This is a genomic window from Alistipes sp. i18-0019-D1 (assembly GCF_042852885.1).
In the GTDB taxonomy this organism is placed as follows: Bacteria; Bacteroidota; Bacteroidia; order Bacteroidales; family Rikenellaceae; genus Alistipes.
In genome coordinates, this window is sequence record NZ_AP031424.1 from 3,387,249 (window position 1) to 3,408,022 (window position 20,774).

Sequence of the window (20,774 nt, forward strand, 5' to 3'; positions counted from 1 at the left end):
TTTGCATTTTTTATCGGGTCTGTTTATTCCCGCCGATTGTCCAGATCAGGTTGATTCCCGCCTGCGTGGGGCCGAAGAAGTTTTTGGTCTTGCTGCGCTCTTTGATTACACGGACACATTCGATCGCCGGAAAGTCGTCGCCGGGAATGCGGATTTCAGTCATAATGGGCGTGAAACTGTCGTACTCCGAGCGGGTATAGCCCAGCCCGAGGTTGAAATCGACGGAGAAACGACGCGAGAGGTAGAGTTGGTAGCCCACCGTGAGGCCCGCGCTCCACAGCGAACCCTGATAGCCGGTATTTTTCGAGAAAAGGCCGCCGAGGGGATATTTATAGATATTGTACTCACCGTAGCTACCCGACACGCCCACATAGAAGCGTTTATTGCGGAGCAGGTACCGGCGTACCTCGGGGTTCAGAAGCCACACTTTCTGCACCTTGCCTTCGCCGCCGCTCCAGTGGGCGAAGCTGCCGTCGAGTTTGACGCCCCAATCGCTGCTCACGCGCCACTCCACACCCAGCGTGGGCAGCAGCATCGCGTCGTAAAGCACATTCGTCCGCACGGCGAAGCAATAGGGTTTCGCCGCCGGGGCGGGCTGTGGAGCGGCTTCGGCAACCGGAGCGGGTTGCGGTTCCGCTGCGGCAGGCGCCGCGGGTGTCGCGGGCATCACGGGTTCGGGCGCCGGGGCAGGTTCGTTCACGGCGGGCGTTTCGGGCTGCGCGGCTTCCGGAGCCGGGATGCGCAGCGTCACGGTCACCGCCTCTTTCCCGCCGTCCGAGGCCCCGGTATGGAGCGTCGTGCGAAAATCGACCTCCCGGAGCCCCTTCTGCGTGACAAGTTCCGACTTGACGCGGCTGGCCCGCAGGTAGGCCGTGCGGCGGTTCTCTTTGGCAGTCGGCAGCGATGCGCAATAACCGTCCACATAAACCGGTATCCGCCCGTCGGCAATCTGCTCACGGTACGTGTCCACCAGCGCATAGAGGCGTGTCAGTTCGGCCTCGTTGCCTTTGAGCAGGAACATGTCCGCTCCCGCCCGGAAGCGGAACGTGACGGTTTCGGCGTCCGGCGTCAGTGCGTCGGCAGTTCGGGCGAACCCGGCCGTCACCGTCGCTAAAAGAAGAATCAGCAATGCAAGTATCTTTTTCATATTCGGTGATTTTTAACGGAATAATCTGTTTTATCGTCAATTACGCCGGGTCAGCGCTCCGGGCCGGTGTAGACGAAGACCGAGCTCGCCATGCCGTCCGCCGTCAGGGTGTAAAGTTCCCCGTCGTTCTTCCACACTTTGGCAGGGTACCCGTCATAGCCCGCCGTATAGACATCGCCGTCCCAGACGGAAATCGAATTCAGCCAGGATTCCTCGTTCTGATCGGTCGGCGTGTAGGAGTGGAGCACCTTGCCGTTCTTCCATACTTGGAGCATATACACGTTTTCACTCACCTCCTCTATACCACAGACATAGACATCGCCGTCGGCGACATAGACCGAAGAAGCATTGGAATACCGCGTTCCGTCGGTCAGGGTATGCAGCACCGTGCCGTCCTTCCACACTTTGGCGACCGACTTGCCGTTTTCATTGTCCTCATAGCCCGCCGTATAGACAGCGCCGCCGGAAACGAAAATCGATACGGCATAGGCATTCTGTTTTCCGTCGGTCAGGGCATGGAGCACTGTACCGTTCTTCCACACTTTGGCGACATCCTTACCGTTTTCGCTGCCCTCTTCGCCCGCCGTATAGACCACGCCGTCGGAAACGAAAACCGACCAGGCTTCGGCATACCGCTTTCCGTCGGTCAGGGAGTAGAGCTTTTTGCCGTTTTTCCAGACGACGGCGACATCCGGATTGTTTTCTTTTTGTTCATAGCCCGCAACGTAAATATCGGGGTTGACCGTCAGGGCGCAGGTGCCCGTCTTGCCGCCCGCCGCGGCCGTGATAGTCGTATGCCCGGCCCGGACGGCCGTAATGACGCCTTCGGAGCTGACCGTGGCGACGGCCTCGTCGCTGCTCGACCATGTCAGGGTCTTGTCCGCGGCATTGTCGGGCGTCACCGCGGCCGTCAGCCGTTCGGTGCCGTCCAAAGCGAGTTCCAGCGTCGGCTGGCTCATCTCGACGCCTGCGACGCCAATCGGCGCGGGGTCGTCCTTGTCGGAGCATCCCGCCAGCAGCACGAGCGGCGCGGCGGCAAAAAGAATCTGTCGGAGAATGGGGAAGTTGATTTTCATAATCATAGGTGTTTTTTAAGATTTCTTATTGATATATAAACAGGAGTGAAGCGTGTTCCGGGGATTAGGGGTCGTCCTCTTGCGGGGCGGACTGTTCAGCCGCCGTCAGCCGGGTCGTCAGCACCCGCTCGAAGGCCTGTTTCTCGATGCGCACATGTTCCAGCTCCCGGGCCAGGAGGTCCTGCTCGTGCAGGACGCGGGCGATGCGGCGGTTCTTCTCCCGCCGGATGCGGCGGCAGCGGAAGTAAATTGCACCGGCTGTTACGAGTGCGGCCAAAGCGACAGCCAGCGACAGGACGATAATCTCTTTGTACATATCCGTTTCCTTTTTTACAAAGGTCCGCAAAGGGGCCCGGAACGGACTTGCATTTTGTCCCGACTTTCTCTCATTTTGTCACTATCCGCCTCTTCCGGCGCTTCCGGGCACAAAAAAAGCACGGATCGCTCCGTGCTTCGGTCTGTTCCGGCGGGTGGTCGTTACGCCCGCTGGGACTCCGCCATTTTGCGGTATTCCGCGGGACTGATGCCCCACTGTCGGCGGAACAGGCGGTAGAAAGTGCTCGGGATGTTGAACCCGCAGCTGAAAGCAACCGCCTCGATGGTCAGCTCGGGATGGCTGTCCAGCATCCGGCGGGCCTCGTCGAGCCGCATCCCCCGCAGGTACTCCATCGGGGTCTGGCCCGTCACGGCCCGGACGGCATCGGTCAGCGTATTCTTGTTCGTGCCGAGCGCCGTGGTAATCTCGTCCCGGCCCACATCGGCGTTGGAAAGGTTGTCGCCCGTAAGCAGGTATTCCCGCAGGCGTCCGACCAGTTCGCGCTGCTGGCGGTCGCCCGGGAGCGGCGTTCCGGGCTCCGTTTCGCCCTTGGTCTGCGCCCGCAGGCGCACGAGTTCCTCTTCCAGGCGGTCCTGCTCCTTGATTCGCTGGTACAGCCCGAGGTTTTTGCGCGTGACCACCCGGTTGTAATAAAACATCACGCCCAGCAGTCCGGCCAGCAGCAGGCAGCCGCCCAGCGCAAAGAGGAAGTAGTTGCGGTTGCGCTCCTTCTCAGCGATGTATTTGTCCACCTCGTACTGCGTTCGGATTTCGTCCAGTTTGGCGTTGTACTCCGTATTGTGGCGCGCCTGCAGCTCCCCGACGACCTCGCTGAACAGCTCCACGGCTTTCCCGGAATCTTTCAGCTGGGTCAGGGCCATCAGCTTCAGGGCTTTGGGCTCCAGCGTTTTGGGCGAAGCCGCAATCGCGCTGTCGAGCATCTCGACCGCCTCCCGGTAGCGCTTTTTCCCGTAGAGGATATGACCCCGCTCCTTATACATCCTTACCGACCCTTTGGTAATGGAGTCGATCTTGTCCACATAAATTTGCGCCTTGTCGAACTGTTCCGTTTGGCGGTAGATGTCCGCATAGGTCAGATAGAGGTTGTACCACGCCGACGCCTGCGTGGATTTCGTAGCCTGCTCGAAGCGGCGGTTCACGGCCTCGGTTTCGCGGGCGGCTGCGAGGGCCTCGTCGTAACGTTCCTGCGCAATGAGGTTCTGCACCAAGTGGTTGTAGACCGATGCCAGCGTATTGAGGTAAGCCGTTTCGTCCTGCATCATTTCGATGCTCTCCCGCAGGCTCTTCTCGGCCTCCGGGAAACGCCGCTGGTCGGTGTAGATCCGCGCCACGGCGTGCAGCGCGACGCCCATACCGGCTCTATCGCCGCGCCCCTTGGCATCGTCGTAAACCCGGTTGGCCTCTTCGAGCGCCCGGTCGAAACCCCGTTTGCGGCGGTAAGCGTCGAGCAGCATGATATAGGTCTGGTAGTAATTCTTCCACAGCCCGTTTTCAGACTGGAAGGCGAGGATAGCGGGAGCCTGCCGGATGATTTCGTCGAAAAGCCAGTTGTCGTACAGCGCGATCAGCCGGTTGTAACCGGCCGCAGACTGCTCCGCGACATCACCCGTCCGCCGCGCTTCGGCCGCCAAAGCGTCGTAGATCGTCAGCAGCGTATCGAGCACGCCCTCCTTGCGCGACTCCATCCGGTAGAGGCGGGCCAGTTCCTTGTAGGCCTCGATTTTATCGGGCCCGTCGGTGCGGGAAACGGCCTGCCGCAAAGAGTCTTTCTGCGAGCGGGAAGAATCAGACGCACGAACCACAGCGGGGAATCCGGCACAGAGGGTCAGGAAGCCCAGAATAAGAGTCAGACGCAACGTAAATTTCATGTTTTTCGAACCTTTAGAAGAAACAAGGTAGGAAAAAAAGATGACATACTCAAATGACCCATCGGATACGACAAAACCGTCCCAAGAGCAAAAAAAATGATAAAATATGATTTATTTTCGAGGACTTGCGGTCGCGGTGCGGTCGCGACGGAAAAAGAAAAAGTGCCCGGAGCCGAGATCGAAAGAGGCGATATATGTGGAGAAGGTCTGTCATACGGTTTAGTTTAGTGCAGAGTTAACAAGATGATTTCTGCGATAGGTTTGATTGGCTTCAAAAAGACGTTTCCATTTTATAATTCTGTTGTAGAATACAATATAGAAATTTATGAAATTGCTACGAGGAACTACAAATGAAATATTAAATTTAATTTTTACCTTTATATGAAAATTGACCTATCCTATGTTAGAAGATATAGAATTTAGTTCACCTCAATTATTAGAAACTTTAGTCAAGATTCCTCTGACTGATCCCAAGAATATTGATTATTCTTCATTAGATGATAGGGATTTTGAGATATTACTATACTCGTTAACGAAAAGGAAAATCCTCGAAAGTAAATATCTCGGACAATATGATGATATCCAACTCCTTTCTGGCATAAGAGACAAGGGCCGAGATTGTGCATTATTTTACAATAGTAATCAAGTAGGGTTGATACAATGTAAGAAATATGCAGAACCGTTGACTCCTACCATAATGGCAAAAGAACTTTTAAAGTTTCTTCTTTGGAGTTTTACAGATGAGAGAATCTTTTATTATACAGATAAACAGCGATTTAATTATATTTTTGCAACGATAAATGGTATTTCAGAGGATGCTGTAAATATAGTTAATAGCTTTAGCGATTGGTTGATAGATTGTGAAAAATTTGATTCTTGGTGCAAAACTATCATTAAGGATTATTCGGGGTTGCAGTGTAAGATAAACTATGAAGAAATTAAACCGTTATTGATTGAGAAAATAAAAGCGATTAAGATTTATGTTCTCCAGGCGGTAGATATTTCAACAGATCTGATTGCTTATAAAGATATTTTATCATCTTTCTTTACTATAGTCGGGATTATACAGACGGATGCTTTAAAACCGCTTGAAGCAAAACTGGATAGGTTTCTAGCCAAAGCAGAACACAGCAATAATGACATAGATAAGATTGCGGATCAAATAAAAGACAGTTCTACTATTCTCGAACAAGTTGTAATTAGTTCATTTAGCAATACGAATAATTATCACATCGACAGGGCTGAGACTGATAATATTTTTAATTGGATACAATCACCAACAAAAGAACAGCTTGCATTCATTGTTGGGGAGGCTGGATGCGGTAAATCAGTTATTATAAAGGATTTGTTGCAAAAATGCCGTAATGTGGATATTCCCACATTGGCTATTAAGGCTGAATACCTAAAAGGGAATAGTTTCTTAGAACTACAAAAAATATTGCAATTTCCAATTATCGACTACATTAGAACATTAGCACAAACATCAACAGTTGTGATTCTCGTCGATCAAATCGATGCATTATCTCAATACTTATCGACAACAAGAGATTATTTATTAGCTTATACAGAGTTGATCGTTAAGCTACAGTCTATTCAAAATACAAAGATCGTTGTTTCGACGCGAAAATTCGACTGCGATAATGATCCGGAAATCCATCAACTAGCACAGAATAGTCAAAGGTTTAATATCGCGACTCTGTCTAAACAAGAAGTCGAGCAAGTCCTAATGAAGATTTCTTGCACTAAAGACAACCTATCGTCTGCGCTATTAGACATATTGCAAACTCCTGTATATCTTGAGGTTTTTTGTAGGATATACTCTTCATCACAACCTTACATAAATATTAGAACTGTATATGAACTTTATAATCGTTTGTGGGATAAATTAGTGCTGGAAAATAAATCGCTGCCAGTAAAGGATATATTATTCGCAATTGCGAATGACATGCATAGTGCGCAAGAAATTACGATATTAGCCAGAAAATACAGAGAGCAAGATCATCAAGTTATAGATTATCTATGTAGAGAACATCTTATTGAGATAAATGGTGGAACAATACAAATGTTTCATCAGAGTTTTTATGATTATGTTTTTGCAAAATGTTTCATTGAAAAAGAGAGCGATCTTATCACTTTATTAAAACAACAAAAACAAAGTGTTTTTATCCGCTCTACAGTCAAAATGATCGTTTCTTATTTGCGAGAATATGATCAGAGAAAGTATTTGGATACAATTAACACGATTATAGCTTGTCCTGGCTTTAAATTCCACATTAAACATTTGATATATAATGTTTTTGGGAGCATAAACCATCCGACTAAAAAAGAAAAGGAATTTGTCCGAGATGTGATTTGTGAGTCGGACGAATATCTTTGTCAATTCCTTAAAAATTGTTCTTCCCCAGACTGGTTTGATCACATACTTGATAATCCTATTTTATATGGGTTCAATTCCCCAAAATCGAATTTAGAGAATATTCAACTCTCTCTATTCTATCGCTTCATGGGGTGTAGAACTAATAGAATAATTTGTTTTATTTCAGAGAATAGAGAACTGCCTATTTTTAAACAAGAAAATGTATTAGGTTTGTTGAGTTGTGTCGATACATGGACTGATGATACTTTTGAACTTTTGGAATCATACGTTAGTCTTTCATTGAGGGATTATCGCCATATTGGATTGCTGATTAAGATCGTAAATTCGAGCACTGAATACGTTGTAAATATTCTCAAAAACCAGCTATTAGACTTTTTGAAAATACACAAAGAGGACAACTCAGTTAAAGGCAATGAATATGAATTACTTATATTGTTGAAAGCTATTTCCGAGAAACAACCGGATGTAGTCTGTGAAATCCTATTCGATGCAATTGATCAAATCATCTATGAAAATTTAGATGAATTAAACACAATTCTAGACAGGCAACTTCTGGAAGATAAACTCACTCAAGAATATGAATATTCTGACAATGAAAATAATACATGTTTCTTATATCAATGTCTGGATTTATTCATTACAAACTTAATCAATGTTTCGAATATTAATATTTCAGTCTATCGGCAATATCATACAAAGTTTTTATCATCTAATAAATGGATTTGGTTATATTGCTCAATCATCGTTTTGAGAAAAACCGAGTGTCGAGAGAGAAACCGTCTATTTCTTGATTTTGTTAATAAGATGAGTGTTATTGATGGCTTTGCAGGCTCTCATCCATTGCAACACGAAGCATATGAATTATTAATAGAGGTTTTCCAAAATTTCTCAGAAGAAGATCAAAAAATTATTGTTGAAATTTTATTTGCTCTGAATCCATCATGGGAACGGCATATCTTTGATAAAAAGAGACCAAAATATTTTATCGGCAATACCTCTTATCGTTATTTAAGAGGACTCCCTAAATCGTATTGGGTGCGACATAAGCAATATCGCAGAAAGTTTCAAGAACTACAGCGTAGATGGGGACATTATCAATATGACTGGCAACATAATGTAGTACTTGCAGGTGTTGGTGTTCCTTCCCCAATTAAATCATCTGCTTATGAGCATATGACGCAAAAACAATGGATACAATCATTTATTAAATATGATAATGGCTATCATAGATGGATTGGGCATTTCCCTGCTGGAGGGCAGGAGCAGCACGCTAGTGCTTTTAAAAGAGTAGTTAAAGAATTGCCGGATAGAATGTTGAGTGTGATAGACGAAATTATATTTCGTCCGGACATCAACATAACTTATAAAATAAGTGGAGTAGAAGGATTAATTGAATCCAAACGATTTCCGGAGAAGTCATGTGAATTATTCTGTGAGTTAATGTCATTATCTCTTGAGGATTATATGCATAAACAGCTAATATGGGCTATTCTGCATAATCCGGAGGGGATTATTGTCAATAAAAAAATATTCGATTATATAGTTCAACATGCAAAACATAATATATATGAAGATAAGGACGACGGCTCCATTATGTATGGAATAAACTCATTACAAGGAAGTGCTTGTATGTGCCTTATCATGCAGTATAATCAAGTTTTATACAAAGATCTGATTATTCCAATAATATCTTCAATATCTAAAAGTTGTCCTACAGGAGTAAAAGCAGCGATTCTTTATCGAGAAGCATTCTTAAAATGGATCGATGAACAAAAAGCATTCGAGATTTTCCAACAATGCCTTGCCTCTGTAAATAATAATCTAGTTGTTGCTGCACAATGGAGCTTACAATATTATTACAACCAGTATGCTAAAGAGCTTTCAACATTTTTTTATTCGGCAATTGATTGTTTGACAGAAGATACAGTACGGAGAAATTATGCTATTTTCATTACGCAAATGTACTTAAAAGGCAATATCGAATATGAAAATATATTAAATCATATGGTCGAAGTACATAAAGAAACTATTTCCGTAGCTATAGAGGTAGCATTAGCCCATTATTCCGTTCCGGAGTATAAAGTTCGATGTGTAGAAATATTGGATAAATTTTATAAGTTAGATGACGAAAACATCTGCGAAGCTTATGAATGTGGGATATTGAGAGATGACCATCATAGAGGAATGGATTTAAAAGAATATCTGCCATTCTTAACAGAATATGTAAAATCGACAGTTTTCAAATCCGGAAATCATCACTATTTGATTGACTATTTATTCTCACAAGCAGCAAAATATCCGAAATTAGTTTTAGACCTTTTGCAGATAATTGATATACAACGACTAATAGAAGGGAATAAAAAAGGATGGTATAGACAGGAGGAGGAATGTCAAAAGTTGATATTAGGTACTATAAACTATGTAAAAGACGATCCTAAGTATTGTGCTATTGCCATTGATATACTTGACAATATTTTGAAGCACTCAAGGATGCAAGATCAGATGATGCATCAGATTGACAGTATCTAAAAAAGTTGAAGAATGATAAGAAGTGCACTACTCACTCAAAGACTATTGACATAGTATTGGTTCAATGATCGAATGAAATGAGACATACAACCAATATTGATCAACATTATGCACTGAATCCGGACGGAAAACTTGTCTACATAAGAGAAGCCCGACATAATGTACGATTCACGTGTGTTAATTGTGGCAGTGAAATGATTGCCAAACAAGGCAAGATTAGAGAATGGCATTTTGCGCATAAAACGCTTTCGAAGAATTGTAGTCATGAATCTTATCTTCACTCATTGGCAAAAATAAGAATTCACGATTGGTTTTATAATGCAGATCAATTTTTACTTGGTCTTAATACTGAGTATAGATGTTCGCAAATGGCTGATTGTATATGGTTTGACGGGGAAAATCCAAGTTATTGTAAGCAGAACAAACTACACATAATTGACTTGAAAAAATATTATAATTCGTGCGATATTGAACGTACATATAAAAATTTTCGGGCTGATTTATTTGTTTATAATAATCAATCTGACAAATCCCCTGTATTCATAGAAATTTGTGTCAATCATCCATGTTCAGAGGAAAAAATTAATTCAGGGATAAGAATTATCGAAGTAGTTATTAAGTCGGAAGAAGATATTGATCGTATTATTTCATCTACAATCTGTGAGGGAGATGACCTTATAAAATTATATAATTTCAACCCTAAATCCCAAGTTATAGATTCGTGCTATAAAGAACTCACTAAATTTGTTTTAGATAAAAATAATAGAGGATTTTTTATCCCTTTGGGCGATGTCAATTGCAAAACCTATACAGACCGAGATACTAAATCCATATTCGAACTGACATGTGATGCAGGTAGTCTTATGGAATATTCTATATATCAGATGGGAATGGCCACAGCATATAAATACAAATATCCCGTTCGAAATTGTTTCTTATGCAAATACCATAGAAGGAACGAGGATAAGTATATGTATGATGAAGGTGATGTAACATTACCAATAATTTGTTGCCTTTATAAGAAATTGGGAACGAATAAATATTGTAGGTCCACCAAGGCAATAGAGTGTAGAGCGTTTGCTGTTGATAAAGAACTGTGTGATACTATTGAAAAAAAGATGAGGACATGTTATATTGAGATCTGGGAGCGAAAGAAAGAACTTCCGATATAGCTTGTTGAAGATTCGTCTTTTGTTACCTTTGCCCCAACCTTTGTTGTTACATATTTTGTTGCTATTTTGTTACTCGGTGTTGAGGTGTGGTTGTATTATATTTTGATAATCAATCTGTTATAATTAGTAGTATATAATATCTGGCAGAACTTCGTGAACTCGTGGCAGATATACCGCCACGACAAAACAGTGCGTGAAAATGGCTGCAAAAGGTAAGATTTATCCCCGTGAAGGGGACCGGCAGACGGTCTATCTGAAGGAGGTCGTCAGCGACCCCAACATCGAAGTCGGGGAATATACGATATATAACGATTTTGCGGCCGACCCCGTCGGCTTCGAGCGTAACAACGTGCTGTACCACTATCCCGTGAACGGCGACCGGCTGGTTATCGGGAAGTTCTGTTCGCTGGCCTGCGGCGTGCGGTTCCTGTTCAACAGCGCCAACCATGCGCTCGGGTCGCTGTCCACCTATCCGTTCCCGATTTTCTGGGGCGAGGAGTGGGGCATCGACAAGTCGGAGGTGGCTTCGGCCTGGGACAACCGGGGCGACATCGTCGTCGGCAGTGACGTGTGGATCGGTTACGAGGCTGTCGTGATGGCGGGTGTTACGATCGGTGACGGGGCGATCGTCGCCTCGCGGGCCGTTGTGACGCGCGACGTGCCTCCCTACGCCATCGTGGGCGGTGTCCCGGCCCGGGTGATCAAACGCCGGTTCGACCCGGCGACGGTGGAGTGCCTGCTCGGAATAAGGTGGTGGGAGTGGCCCGCGGAAAAGATTCGCAGGGCGTTGCCGCTGATTCGCGGCGGAAAGGTCCGGGAGCTGGCCCTATTTGCGGAAAATGAAATAGACGGCTAAAATCAGGCAAAGGAATCCCGCGAGGTGATTCCAGCGCAGGGTGTCGGATTTCATGAATACCAGCGCGAAGACGGTGAAGACCGAAAGCGATACGACTTCCTGAATCACCTTCAGTTCCCAGATCGAGAACGGGCCTCCGAATTCGGCGCTGCCGATACGGTTGGCGGGGACCTGGAAGCAGTATTCGAACAGCGCGATGCCCCAGCTGAGCAGGACGATGGCTATCATCCCGAAGCGTTCGAGCCGCGATTTGAAGGCGATATGGCCGTACCACGCCAGCGTCATGAAGGCGTTGGAGACGACGAGCAGCAGAACGGTGGCGAGACCCCGAAACATAGGATACAGATTTTTAAACCGCGCAAAAGTAGCAAATTATTCGATATGATCTCCTCCCGGCAGCAAAAATAAGCGGCGAGAGCGTTCCGCCTGAAAAAACGCTTTTGGGGCGGAGAAAGTGCCGGACGCGGAAGGGTTTTCCAATATTTGTCGTATATTTGTCATACAGGCCGGGATTCGAAGCAAAAGATGTCTCGGGGCTGAAACAAAATTCTACCCGGAGCATGATGAAAAGTATGAGCGTGAAAAAACTGTTCGGAGCGTTGGCGATGCTCCTGGTCACAATCGGTTCGGCCGGCTGCGATGACGATGACAAATCGGGGCGTCACCTCGAACTCTCCGAGGACGAGTGCGAAGTGGTTCAGGGGAGCAGCATCACCATCGGCCTGACCGCCCATGAGAACACGACGCTGGATGTCGGGAATCCGGAACTGATAGAGGTCGTATATACTTGGAAGTTCGATGGATATAAGGCTGAAATAGAGATCCGGGGAAAGCAGAAAGGCGAAACCGGGATTATTGTTACCGACCATGAAACGGGTGAATCGGCCATGATAAGGGTGACTGTGACGGAATATCCGATGCCCCGCCTTTCTGTGAAACGGCCGAACGGGAATATCTTCGATCAGATGATTTTCTATATCTACGAAGACGGCATGCAGGGGCTTACTTTGAACCTCTCTTCGGTATGCGATTCCATCGTCTGGACGGCCGACGGCATGAGCGGCAGTTTCCGCATATTTGAACACGACGAAGGGGATAGCTGGGCGAGTTCCCGTCTGACCTATGAATGGGGCCATTGCTTCAAGTATCCGGGCGAATATAAAACCAATCTTTCCGTATGGATGGACGGCAAGGTGATCTTCCGGGACCAACTCGGCGTTTCGGTTGCCGATGGCCGGGATTTTCTGGCATATAATTGGAGCGACATCACCAAAAACTCGCAGACGTGGATCGCCTATGACGACAGACTTATGAGCGGTCCCGATCTGATGACCACATCCGGTCTGGCCGGAAGTGTTCCGTTTGTCGAAGCAAGACTTCTTCACGAGGATGATAACGCTCAAAGTTACTGTGTGCTTTATGACTATTTCTGCAGGCTCTGGTCGCTTCCGGCCTACGAAGACAGCGTCGATAAGCAGGAGATGTGGCGGCGGTACGACGAGTTGTTCTCCGAACAGAAGAAATATCCCGATGTCTATCCCGTCGCGATCTGGACGACGAGACGGACCAATATCGTCTTGTTACTGCTGGATGAGTCTGCAGAAGTTCCCGGCTATATGGTCTATGCCGAACCGGCCGGACAGTGAGGGCGGCGCTATGCCAGCAGGGCGTCGATGTCGTCGATGTTGGCGAATGAGTCGATGATCCGATCGGCCAGCGGCCCGCGCTCCAGCTCTTCGCGCGGCAGGGTGGTCGTGAGGGCCACGATCCGGCCTGCGCCGGCCCGCTTCGCCGCTTCGAATCCCGCCCGCGCATCCTCGAAAATCACGCAGTCGGCGGGCGAAACGCCCAGCGCGGCGGCCGCCGTGAGGTAGATCTCCGGGTCGGGCTTGCAGCGCGACACCATGTCGCCCGAGATCGCCGCGTCGAAATAAGGCCGGATCGCACAGCTGTCGAGCACGAAATCGACGTTGGCCTTGCAACCCGACGAACCCACGGCGCACGGAATCCCCGCCGCACGGAGCCGTTCGAGCAACTCCTTCAGCCCTTCCACCGGGCGGATGTCCGGGGCGTATATTTCGCGGTAGATGGCTTCCTTCTCGTCGGCCAGCGCCGCGAGGCCCTTTTCTCGGATCACCTCCCCGGGCATCACCAGCCGCATGATGTCGTCGTTGCCCATGCCGAACCCGTTGGCGAGTTTCTCTTTCCAGTCGGTGACGCCGTAGCGGGCGCAAAAGATTTCGAAGGCCCGGATGTGTACCGGGGAGTTGGCGACCAGCGTGCCGTCCATGTCGAATATAGCTGCTTTCTTCATCGTCGGTTCATTTTCAGGTTGCAAAGGTACGAAAAAACGGGATGGCTCCAAAACCGGATCGTCAAGGTCCGGGAAAAACTTTCCGGTACGGCGGCACGGCGCCGGTCAGAATTTGAGCCGCAGACTCAAATTGACGGCGAAGTTCTGAATGTCCTGCCCGGGCATTGGGTCGCGGTGGGTGAGCCGCCAGATGCAGTCCACGCGGAAAAGTTTGAAGATGTTCTCCACGCCGAACCCCGCCTCGACATAGGGGTCCGACACCGAGGTCATGCCCACGGGAAACAGGAGGTCGGCCTGCGTTCCGGCCAGCGACCCGTTGTTTTCGCGCGAAAGCGTACCCCATACGCCTTTGCAGACCAGCACTTCGCGCCATTTCAGCTTTTTGATCAGCGGCAGGCGGCCCAGCAGCACGCCGTTGAAGTGGTGTTCCCAGAACCACGACACCCACGCGTCGGAAGCGAATTCGTAGAAATTCATGCACGAGAAGGCGTAGGGGTCGTAAAAATAGGTTCCGTTGCCCTCGTGGAGTTTCAGCAGCTGGTAGGGGACCTTGCCGAAGATGCGCCCGCCCTGCACCGTGATGTCCGAATAGCCGACGGGCGGCAGTTCGGGACGGTAGCGGAGGCTCCCTTCGAGGCGGTAGTATTCGTAGCTGCCGTGCAGCGCGCCGGGAATCCCGGCCGAGAACCCGAGCGTCAGGATGGGGCAGACCGAACCCATCGACTGCTTGTCGAAGGGCATGCGGTAGACCGTTTCGTTTTTCGAGAGCCGCACGCCGACGTGCACCGCGGCGTCGGAAACCGAGTTGACGGGCACGCCGCCGGGCCGCAGCATCGGCACGTAACGGTTGGCGAAGATGCGCTGCATGCGTGCCCCGGCGAAGGTGCTCACGCCGTGACACCACTCGTGCTCGTAGACCGCTTCGCCGCGGTTGACCATCGAGAGCCGCTGGTCGCCGCGCGAGAGGATCGACGAGAGGATATTGCTCTCGGTCAGCGCGTTCTGCCCGGCGCCGAGCTGCATCACGTCGTGCCGCGCCGTGAGGGTCAGTTTGCGCGTGAGGTGGCGGTTGAAGGCCACCTCGACGCTGCCGCCGCCCTTCACGTCCTCGTCGCGCGTGCCGTAGGCCACGTAGCCCCCGACGCGCACCGTGCGGCTCACGTTGGTCGTCGTGCGCCCGCCCAGCTGCATGCGGAAACCTTCCAGCTTGTTGAAGCTGGCCAGTTTGTAGTAGGGTCCGATGCCGATGTATTTCGTATTCCAGTAGCCGACGATCAGCGTGTTGATGAAGGTGTAGATGTTGCGGTACAGCGGCACGCGCTGCACCGAGTCGACCATCGCGTAGATGCCTTTCTCCCGTTCGCTCAAACTGTACGGGCGTATCTGCTCCCAGAACTCCTCCCTGCGGTGCTCGGGCTCCTCGTCGCGCACCACGACGTTGTTGTCCATGCGCAGCACCTCGTCGGGAATCGGCTCGCCGATGCGCACGTCGCTGTAAACCACCTCGCGCGTGCCGATGAACGAGGTGATTTTCGACGAATCGGCCGTCGAGACGGAGAATTCAGCCGACACGCGGTCGCGGACGCGGAACCAGCGGCCCTTGTCCGAGGGGCGGTTCTCGTTGTCGAGCATCAGGTGTCTGACCCAGTTGACGTTGACGCCCTTGGGCATGCGCGCCGAGGCCGACCGGAGGGCGAAGGACGCCGAGTCGATGTTGACCTCTCCGTCGAGCACCGGGGTGGTGAGGCGCTTGGGGTGGAAGCGGATTTTGTAGACCTTGCGCCCTTCGGTCACCGTGCTGTCCACCAGGAAATAGTTGTAGAAGGCGCGTCCTCCGTCGGCGAGCGGGCTGGCGAAGCGCACGTTGAAGATGTCGATGAAGTTGTCGTAGAAATTCACGTCGCCGTGCATGCCTCCCGTGAACTGGGCCACGGCGAAGTTGTCCTCGACGCCCGAGACGCGGCTGGCGCGGATCACCTCGCGCTTGAACGCCGGACGGCTGCTGCGGTAGAGGTCGGCCGTGGACTCGGAGATCATCGCCGGGAGGTAGGCCTGGCCCGTGAGCGCCGAGGTGTCGACGTAGTCGAAGACGAACCCGAAGTTGCGCTGGAGACGGCGGCTCCGGAACTGCGGTTTGATGTTCGTGAGGTCCAGTTCCATTTTAGTATAGGTGCGGCAGCTGTACGTGTCGTACCGGTCGGGGTCGTTCAGCGGCTTGTTGCGGATCACGCCGTCGAGAATGGGGTAGGCGGGATTCTCCCCAGGGGTGATGACCACCTGCCCGATGCCGAACTCCACGGCTTCGAGTGCGAAATCCACGTGGTTGAAGACCCCGGGCGTCAGCGGCAGGGTCCGTGCGGCGTAGCCGACCATCGAGGCCTGCACGCGGCTCACGGTGTCGCGGGTTTCGAGGGCGTAGATTCCCTGCTCGTCGGTGGTGATCCCCGTCGTGGTCCCGGGGAATACGACGCTGACGAATTGCAGGGGTTTTCCGTCAGCGGCGTCGGTCACCCGCCCGCGCACGCGGGTGGTTTGCGCCGAAACGCCTGCGGCCCAGAGAAGTCCTGCCAGAAGTATGATTATCCGTTGCGTCATGATCGGGCAAATGTAGCAAAAATGCATACATTCGGGTAATTTAAACTACCTTTGCGGCAGATAAGAAGATAAAAGGAACAATATGGCACACGCGAAAGTCGAAAAGACGAATGCCGCGCGGCTGCTCGACCGCGCGAAGATCGCATACGAACTTGTCCCGTACCGGGTGGACGAAGAGCATCTCGCCGCGACGCACGTCGCCGAGCAGCTGGGCGAGGATATAGCTACCGTTTTCAAGACCCTCGTTCTGAAGGGCGACCGCACGGGCTATTTCGTCTGCGTCGTGCCCGGCAACCACGAAGTGGACCTGAAAGCCGCGGCGAAGGTCTCCGCCAACAAGAAAGCCGACCTGATCCCGATGAAGGAACTGCTGCCCGTGACGGGTTACATCCGCGGGGGCTGTTCGCCGGTCGGCATGAAAAAGGCCTTTCCGACCTACATCCACGCCACGGCCGCCGGTCTGCCTTTCATCTATATCAGTGCGGGCGTGCGGGGCTTGCAGCTCAAGATCGCCCCTTCGGACCTGGCGGCCTACGTCCGGGCCTCCTTTGCGGACATCAGCCGCGAAGGGTAGTTTCCGAATGGGAGCGATGATGTTACGCTCCTCCTTTTGCTTCTGAATCCCGGCTTTTAGCTGGGCGAACGACGGATCGCGAAGCGATCCGGAACGTATGTGCTTTTTGGCCGCAAAAAGTACCAAAACCTGCGTTTACAACGCAGGGGTGTTGCCGCTTTTTAGTCGTCAAAAAGCGGCGCAAAAACCGACCTGCGGCCAAAAAAGGCTGAAAGATGCGTCCTAAGCTGGCTCCGGGCGACTATTTGCGGGTTTGCAAGCAAACCGTCCCCTCCGCTCGCGCTTTTAGTCCGCCTCTTTCTTGACGCTTTTTTTGCCAAGCGGGATTCCTTCGCCGCGTTCCGCGGCGTAGTCCGCATTATCGTTCGGAGCGGAGAGAGAGCGGACGAGGGTCCGTGTGCCCGGAGCGGAAGGCTGGCAAAGGCGTCCGCAGGCGAGGGCAGACAGCTTGCTGTTTGCCGAGCCGCCACAGCCTAAACGGCGCGTGTTTTTGCGCCGTAAAGGCCTGATCTTGCTGCGCCCGCTCAAACGGGCCCGAGGACGATCCCGCGGAGAACGACTTGCGGATGATTTTGGGTACCTTTTGACACCAAAAGTTCCGATCAGCTTTAACCATCTGCCAGACAGCAATGACAAAAGTCGAGGTAATGATTTGTCAACTCTGAAGGCTATATCCTTTGCATCCCATTTAACTTGTCAAAGACTCTTGTACAAAGAGAAGAAATATGCAGAATATAGGCAAAACATCTTTCAATATTGTAGAATAATATATCGTTGTGATAAAAACCAAAGCTGATTTTACAATTGATAAATCGCTCAATTTCGGTAAGGTGAATAAAAGCTTCGTTAAGTTTGCGGGCGCTTGAAGTCAGTTCCCATGTTCGTTTGTAAATATAGTTTCCATCCTGTCACCCAGCCACGTTGGAATTGCCGGGTAGCGGGGAATAAAAAGCCGTCACGTTTCCGTCTTCATGGCTGCTACTTGATGTAACAGCTTTATAATAACACACCTCTTCGCAACGGAAAGCAGCGGACTCCGAACCGGTTACTTCAGACATCCAAAGGATAATATGACCATACCGATCGGTGGCCGGCAAAAAGTACCGGGAGAATTACTTGATCACCCAACTTTTGGATTGTCTGAAAGCGATCACCCTTTGCCCGGAGGTCATCTTGCAGCATTTGTCCTTCAGAGAATACAGGTTCTTGGGCGGAATATTCTTACGGACGAAACTTCCGAACCCCATCTATATAACGGGCTCTCCCGACTCAAGAGCTTCGGAGACAATTTTCATAGCACGATTCAATACCGCACGAACCTGCCGTTGTGAAACGGATTTTTCGCACTGGGCGATTTTACGAATAAGATCTTCCTTGTTCATGCCGTTTTCTTATTACGTTATTGTATAATTATTGTACACTTAAGTGCCGCCAATCGAGTTATAGGTGTTATAAATTTAGATATTTTTTCTTTTTCTGTTTCACAATAAGCCACATAAATTTCATCTGTTTCATCTTTTATAAGTTAGGGGCAGCGTGGGTACTTTTAATTCAGCTAATTACTAAAAAGAGAGCGGCAGCACAAAAGTGCTGCCGCTGCTCATTGACGGTCTAATAGAGGCAAAACCCTAAATCCCCGTATTGTTGAATCCTGCGCAGGTACAGGCATATATCAGCGTCAAGTGCTGCATGTAAATTTCCAAAGGAACAATCTGTTCACTAACCTGCTTTACCGAAGTTAGGTTGCCGGCATTCTTCTTAACGCATAATCAACCGACGTATCTCCTTCTTTATTCCGTCCTCCAAATCCACCATGGCATTGATAAAATAAACCGTATCGAACGCTTGAAGGTCATTCACCGTAATATCCCGCTCCTTAATTTTCCCGCGGTCAAGCAAAAATTGCCGTTTCGTGCCGGGCAGCAAATAATTTTTGGGAGTGAACAGCCCCTCCTGCGACTTGAAAACAAGATTCGACGAAGATGCGTCCGTCACCAATCCGTTCTTTACGATGATCATATCGTCACAGCCGGATTTTTGCAGCAAACTGTCGATACGGCTCCTGTCTGCATATTTGTAGGCGTAATCGATTTCATCATCAGCGACTACCGCCACTGTTTCGGGGTTGCGGAATATATAAGGTATGAATTCCACCTTTTCTATTTTATCGGAATACAGCACCCGGCATTTATACAGTCCGCTGTTCATGCGGGCCGGAACCATGGCCTTGATTACGGAAAGGTCTGCCTTTGTCCGGTAAAACGTCTGAGTCGTTTCGTTCATTCTCCGCTGATGGTAGGGTAGGTTGTACAGCACTCCGTCTTTCAGTTTTATAGCCTCGCTAAACAATGTCATACGAAAGGAAGGTATATTTTTTCGATTACTTCGTTATACTCCGACTGCGGGTCGCTCGAAACGGTGATTCCTCCGCCACTACGGAAATATTTCCTGCCGTCCTCTTCTTCAATGAACCGGATCATAACGGCACTGTCGAACATTGCTCCGTCAAAATAGCCGAACACGCCGGTATAATATCCTCTCGGAATACCTTCGGCTCTTTTAACAATATCGACTGTGGATTTCTTGGGCGCTCCCGATACGGATCCTGCGGGAAGCATACTGAATATGATATCTCCCAGCCGGAGCAAATAGTCTTCAGCAAGGCGGCCTATTATCTCGGAACTGACCTGCAAAATATCCCGCTGGCTCGTTGTAATGCGGTCGATATAGCGGAAACGGCTTATCTCTACCTCTTCGGCCGCCATTCCCAGATCGTTTCGCAAAAGGTCGACGATGGTATTGTGTTCCGCGGTTTCCTTATCATCCTGCAGAATCCGGTTTTCGGCATCGGGAATGTTCGCATCGATCGTCCCTTTCATGGGATTGGTCGATATGACGCCGTTCTCGATACATACGAACCGTTCGGGGGAAAAGCATACGAACCGCTCGGGCAGGTACAGACAATACGGAGCGGTACTTCGGTCGAATACCTCCCGCAGCGACAGATCGGTTTCGACCGGCGTTCTTACCGTCAGGTTGGTCAGGAAAGAGTCGCCCCTGTGAAGCCCGTCCGCTACGATCCGGAATTTCTCCCGATAAACCTCATAAGGTTCCGGAAATACGGACAGCGAGGCGTTCTTTTCCATATTCCCTCTCTCTGAGGCCGCATTCGAAGTTCGGGGTGTCCTGAATAATATTTCTTTCTGTTCCAGGGGATTCTCGATCAGGAACCCGTCCGACAATTCAAAATCGACGGCAAAAAGAAACGGTTTTCTTCCTGCTGCCAGGCGGTTGATCCGATCTCGTATGGCTGTCGCTTGCATTATGGCCGTATTAAAAAATTCTTCATGATTCGTGCGCCTTGCTCCGTCATAAAGGATTCGGGGTGAAATTGGAGCCCATGAATATCATACAAGGTATGGGACAGTGCCATTACCTCTCCTTTGCAATCGACGGCGGTAACCTTCAGACAATCCGGCACCGTATTTTTATCCACGAGCCATGAATGATAACGCCCCGCCTGAATATACGTTCCCAATTCCTTGAAAAGCCGCGAGGTATCTCTGATCTCTATCTTTGACCGCACTCCGTGCAGGGGCTTTTCGCAACAGTAGATTGTGGCTCCGAAAGCTTCGGCGATGGCCTGATGTCCGAGGCAGATACCGAGAATCGGTTTACAGGGAGCCAATTCCCGGATAATTTGCAGGACGTTGCCTGCGGCGGACGGTATTCCCGGCCCCGGAGATATGATGATGGAGTCGTAGCTTCGGGCCTTGGGAGAATCTATACGGTCGTTAAGAACAATATCTACCTGATCCGTTACGTCGCAAACCTTTTTTATGAGATGCAGCAGATTGTATGAAAACGAATCGTAATTGTCGATCAGTAAAATCTTCATTCTATCGGAAATTCGGTTTGCAAAAATAGAA

The 20,774-nt window shown here is 49.7% G+C and carries 16 protein-coding genes; 5 read left to right on the forward strand and 11 right to left on the reverse strand.

What is annotated here, in order from left to right; all coding sequences use genetic code 11:
* Nucleotides 1–10: 10 nt before the first annotated feature.
* From ACGHP5_RS14140 to ACGHP5_RS14155, 4 genes are all read right to left on the reverse strand, one after another.
* Nucleotides 11–1,147, reverse strand: a complete 1,137-nt coding sequence (locus tag ACGHP5_RS14140) for a DUF3575 domain-containing protein (protein ID WP_337756127.1) — start codon at nucleotides 1,145–1,147, stop codon at nucleotides 11–13.
* A 50-nt stretch (nucleotides 1,148–1,197) separates the two neighbouring features.
* Entirely contained in the window at nucleotides 1,198–2,223 is a 1,026-nt protein-coding gene (locus tag ACGHP5_RS14145; protein ID WP_337756126.1) for an Ig-like domain-containing protein, read from the reverse strand.
* Between the two features lie 64 nt (nucleotides 2,224–2,287).
* Nucleotides 2,288–2,539, reverse strand: coding sequence for a hypothetical protein (locus ACGHP5_RS14150; RefSeq protein ID WP_337756125.1), 252 nt, complete (start codon nucleotides 2,537–2,539; stop codon nucleotides 2,288–2,290).
* 161 nt (nucleotides 2,540–2,700) lie between these two features.
* Nucleotides 2,701–4,428, reverse strand: coding sequence for a helix-turn-helix domain-containing protein (locus ACGHP5_RS14155; protein ID WP_337756124.1), 1,728 nt, complete (start codon nucleotides 4,426–4,428; stop codon nucleotides 2,701–2,703).
* 400 nt (nucleotides 4,429–4,828) lie between these two features.
* On the opposite strand from ACGHP5_RS14155, the gene ACGHP5_RS14160 reads away from it, so the two are divergent.
* From ACGHP5_RS14160 to ACGHP5_RS14170, 3 genes are all read left to right on the forward strand, one after another.
* On the forward strand, nucleotides 4,829–9,334 hold the full coding sequence (locus tag ACGHP5_RS14160; RefSeq protein ID WP_337756123.1) for an ATP-binding protein: 4,506 nt from the start codon (nucleotides 4,829–4,831) through the stop codon (nucleotides 9,332–9,334).
* Nucleotides 9,335–9,411: 77 nt separating this feature from the next.
* On the forward strand, nucleotides 9,412–10,506 hold the full coding sequence (locus tag ACGHP5_RS14165) for a competence protein CoiA family protein (RefSeq protein ID WP_337756122.1): 1,095 nt from the start codon (nucleotides 9,412–9,414) through the stop codon (nucleotides 10,504–10,506).
* Nucleotides 10,507–10,705: 199 nt separating this feature from the next.
* Complete coding sequence (locus ACGHP5_RS14170; RefSeq protein WP_337657999.1) at nucleotides 10,706–11,362, forward strand: CatB-related O-acetyltransferase; 657 nt, start codon at nucleotides 10,706–10,708, stop codon at nucleotides 11,360–11,362.
* Here ACGHP5_RS14170 and ACGHP5_RS14175 read toward each other — a convergent pair.
* Nucleotides 11,333–11,698, reverse strand: coding sequence for a DMT family protein (locus tag ACGHP5_RS14175; RefSeq protein WP_337657998.1), 366 nt, complete (start codon nucleotides 11,696–11,698; stop codon nucleotides 11,333–11,335). The two genes, ACGHP5_RS14170 and ACGHP5_RS14175, sit on opposite strands and share 30 nt — an antisense overlap.
* 236 nt (nucleotides 11,699–11,934) lie before the next feature.
* Here ACGHP5_RS14175 and ACGHP5_RS14180 point away from each other — a divergent pair, with 236 nt between their 5' ends.
* Nucleotides 11,935–13,008 (forward strand): hypothetical protein, encoded by a 1,074-nt coding sequence (locus ACGHP5_RS14180; protein WP_390568445.1) that lies wholly within the window; start codon nucleotides 11,935–11,937, stop codon nucleotides 13,006–13,008.
* Between the two features lie 8 nt (nucleotides 13,009–13,016).
* Here ACGHP5_RS14180 and ACGHP5_RS14185 read toward each other — a convergent pair whose 3' ends face one another.
* Both ACGHP5_RS14185 and ACGHP5_RS14190 read right to left on the reverse strand, forming a co-directional pair.
* The gene (locus ACGHP5_RS14185) at nucleotides 13,017–13,676 is read right to left on the reverse strand and encodes an HAD family hydrolase (protein WP_390567331.1); all 660 of its coding nucleotides are present in this window, start codon (nucleotides 13,674–13,676) and stop codon (nucleotides 13,017–13,019) included.
* A gap of 105 nt (nucleotides 13,677–13,781) precedes the next feature.
* Nucleotides 13,782–16,271 carry a DUF5686 family protein gene (locus ACGHP5_RS14190; RefSeq protein WP_390567333.1) on the reverse strand — a complete coding sequence of 830 codons (2,490 nt, stop codon included), beginning with the start codon at nucleotides 16,269–16,271 and terminating at the stop codon, nucleotides 13,782–13,784.
* Nucleotides 16,272–16,353: 82 nt separating this feature from the next.
* Between ACGHP5_RS14190 and ybaK the strand changes: the two genes are divergently transcribed.
* Nucleotides 16,354–16,845: a Cys-tRNA(Pro) deacylase gene (ybaK, locus tag ACGHP5_RS14195; RefSeq protein ID WP_290532779.1), complete on the forward strand. Its 492-nt coding sequence runs from the start codon at nucleotides 16,354–16,356 to the stop codon at nucleotides 16,843–16,845.
* A 1,247-nt stretch (nucleotides 16,846–18,092) separates the two neighbouring features.
* Here the strand turns inward: ybaK and ACGHP5_RS14200 are convergent.
* From ACGHP5_RS14200 to ACGHP5_RS14215, 4 genes are all read right to left on the reverse strand, one after another.
* Entirely contained in the window at nucleotides 18,093–18,227 is a 135-nt protein-coding gene (locus ACGHP5_RS14200; RefSeq protein ID WP_337756117.1) for an HU family DNA-binding protein, read from the reverse strand.
* 376 nt (nucleotides 18,228–18,603) lie between these two features.
* Nucleotides 18,604–19,200, reverse strand: coding sequence for an aminotransferase class IV (locus ACGHP5_RS14205; RefSeq protein WP_390567336.1), 597 nt, complete (start codon nucleotides 19,198–19,200; stop codon nucleotides 18,604–18,606).
* Complete coding sequence (locus ACGHP5_RS14210; RefSeq protein WP_337772488.1) at nucleotides 19,197–20,168, reverse strand: aminodeoxychorismate synthase component I; 972 nt, start codon at nucleotides 20,166–20,168, stop codon at nucleotides 19,197–19,199. Before ACGHP5_RS14210 ends, ACGHP5_RS14205 begins: the two co-directional genes overlap by 4 nt.
* Complete coding sequence (locus ACGHP5_RS14215) at nucleotides 20,168–20,743, reverse strand: aminodeoxychorismate/anthranilate synthase component II (RefSeq protein WP_337756114.1); 576 nt, start codon at nucleotides 20,741–20,743, stop codon at nucleotides 20,168–20,170. The genes ACGHP5_RS14210 and ACGHP5_RS14215 overlap by 1 nt, the downstream gene beginning before the upstream one ends.
* Between the last annotated feature and the right edge of the window lie 31 nt (nucleotides 20,744–20,774).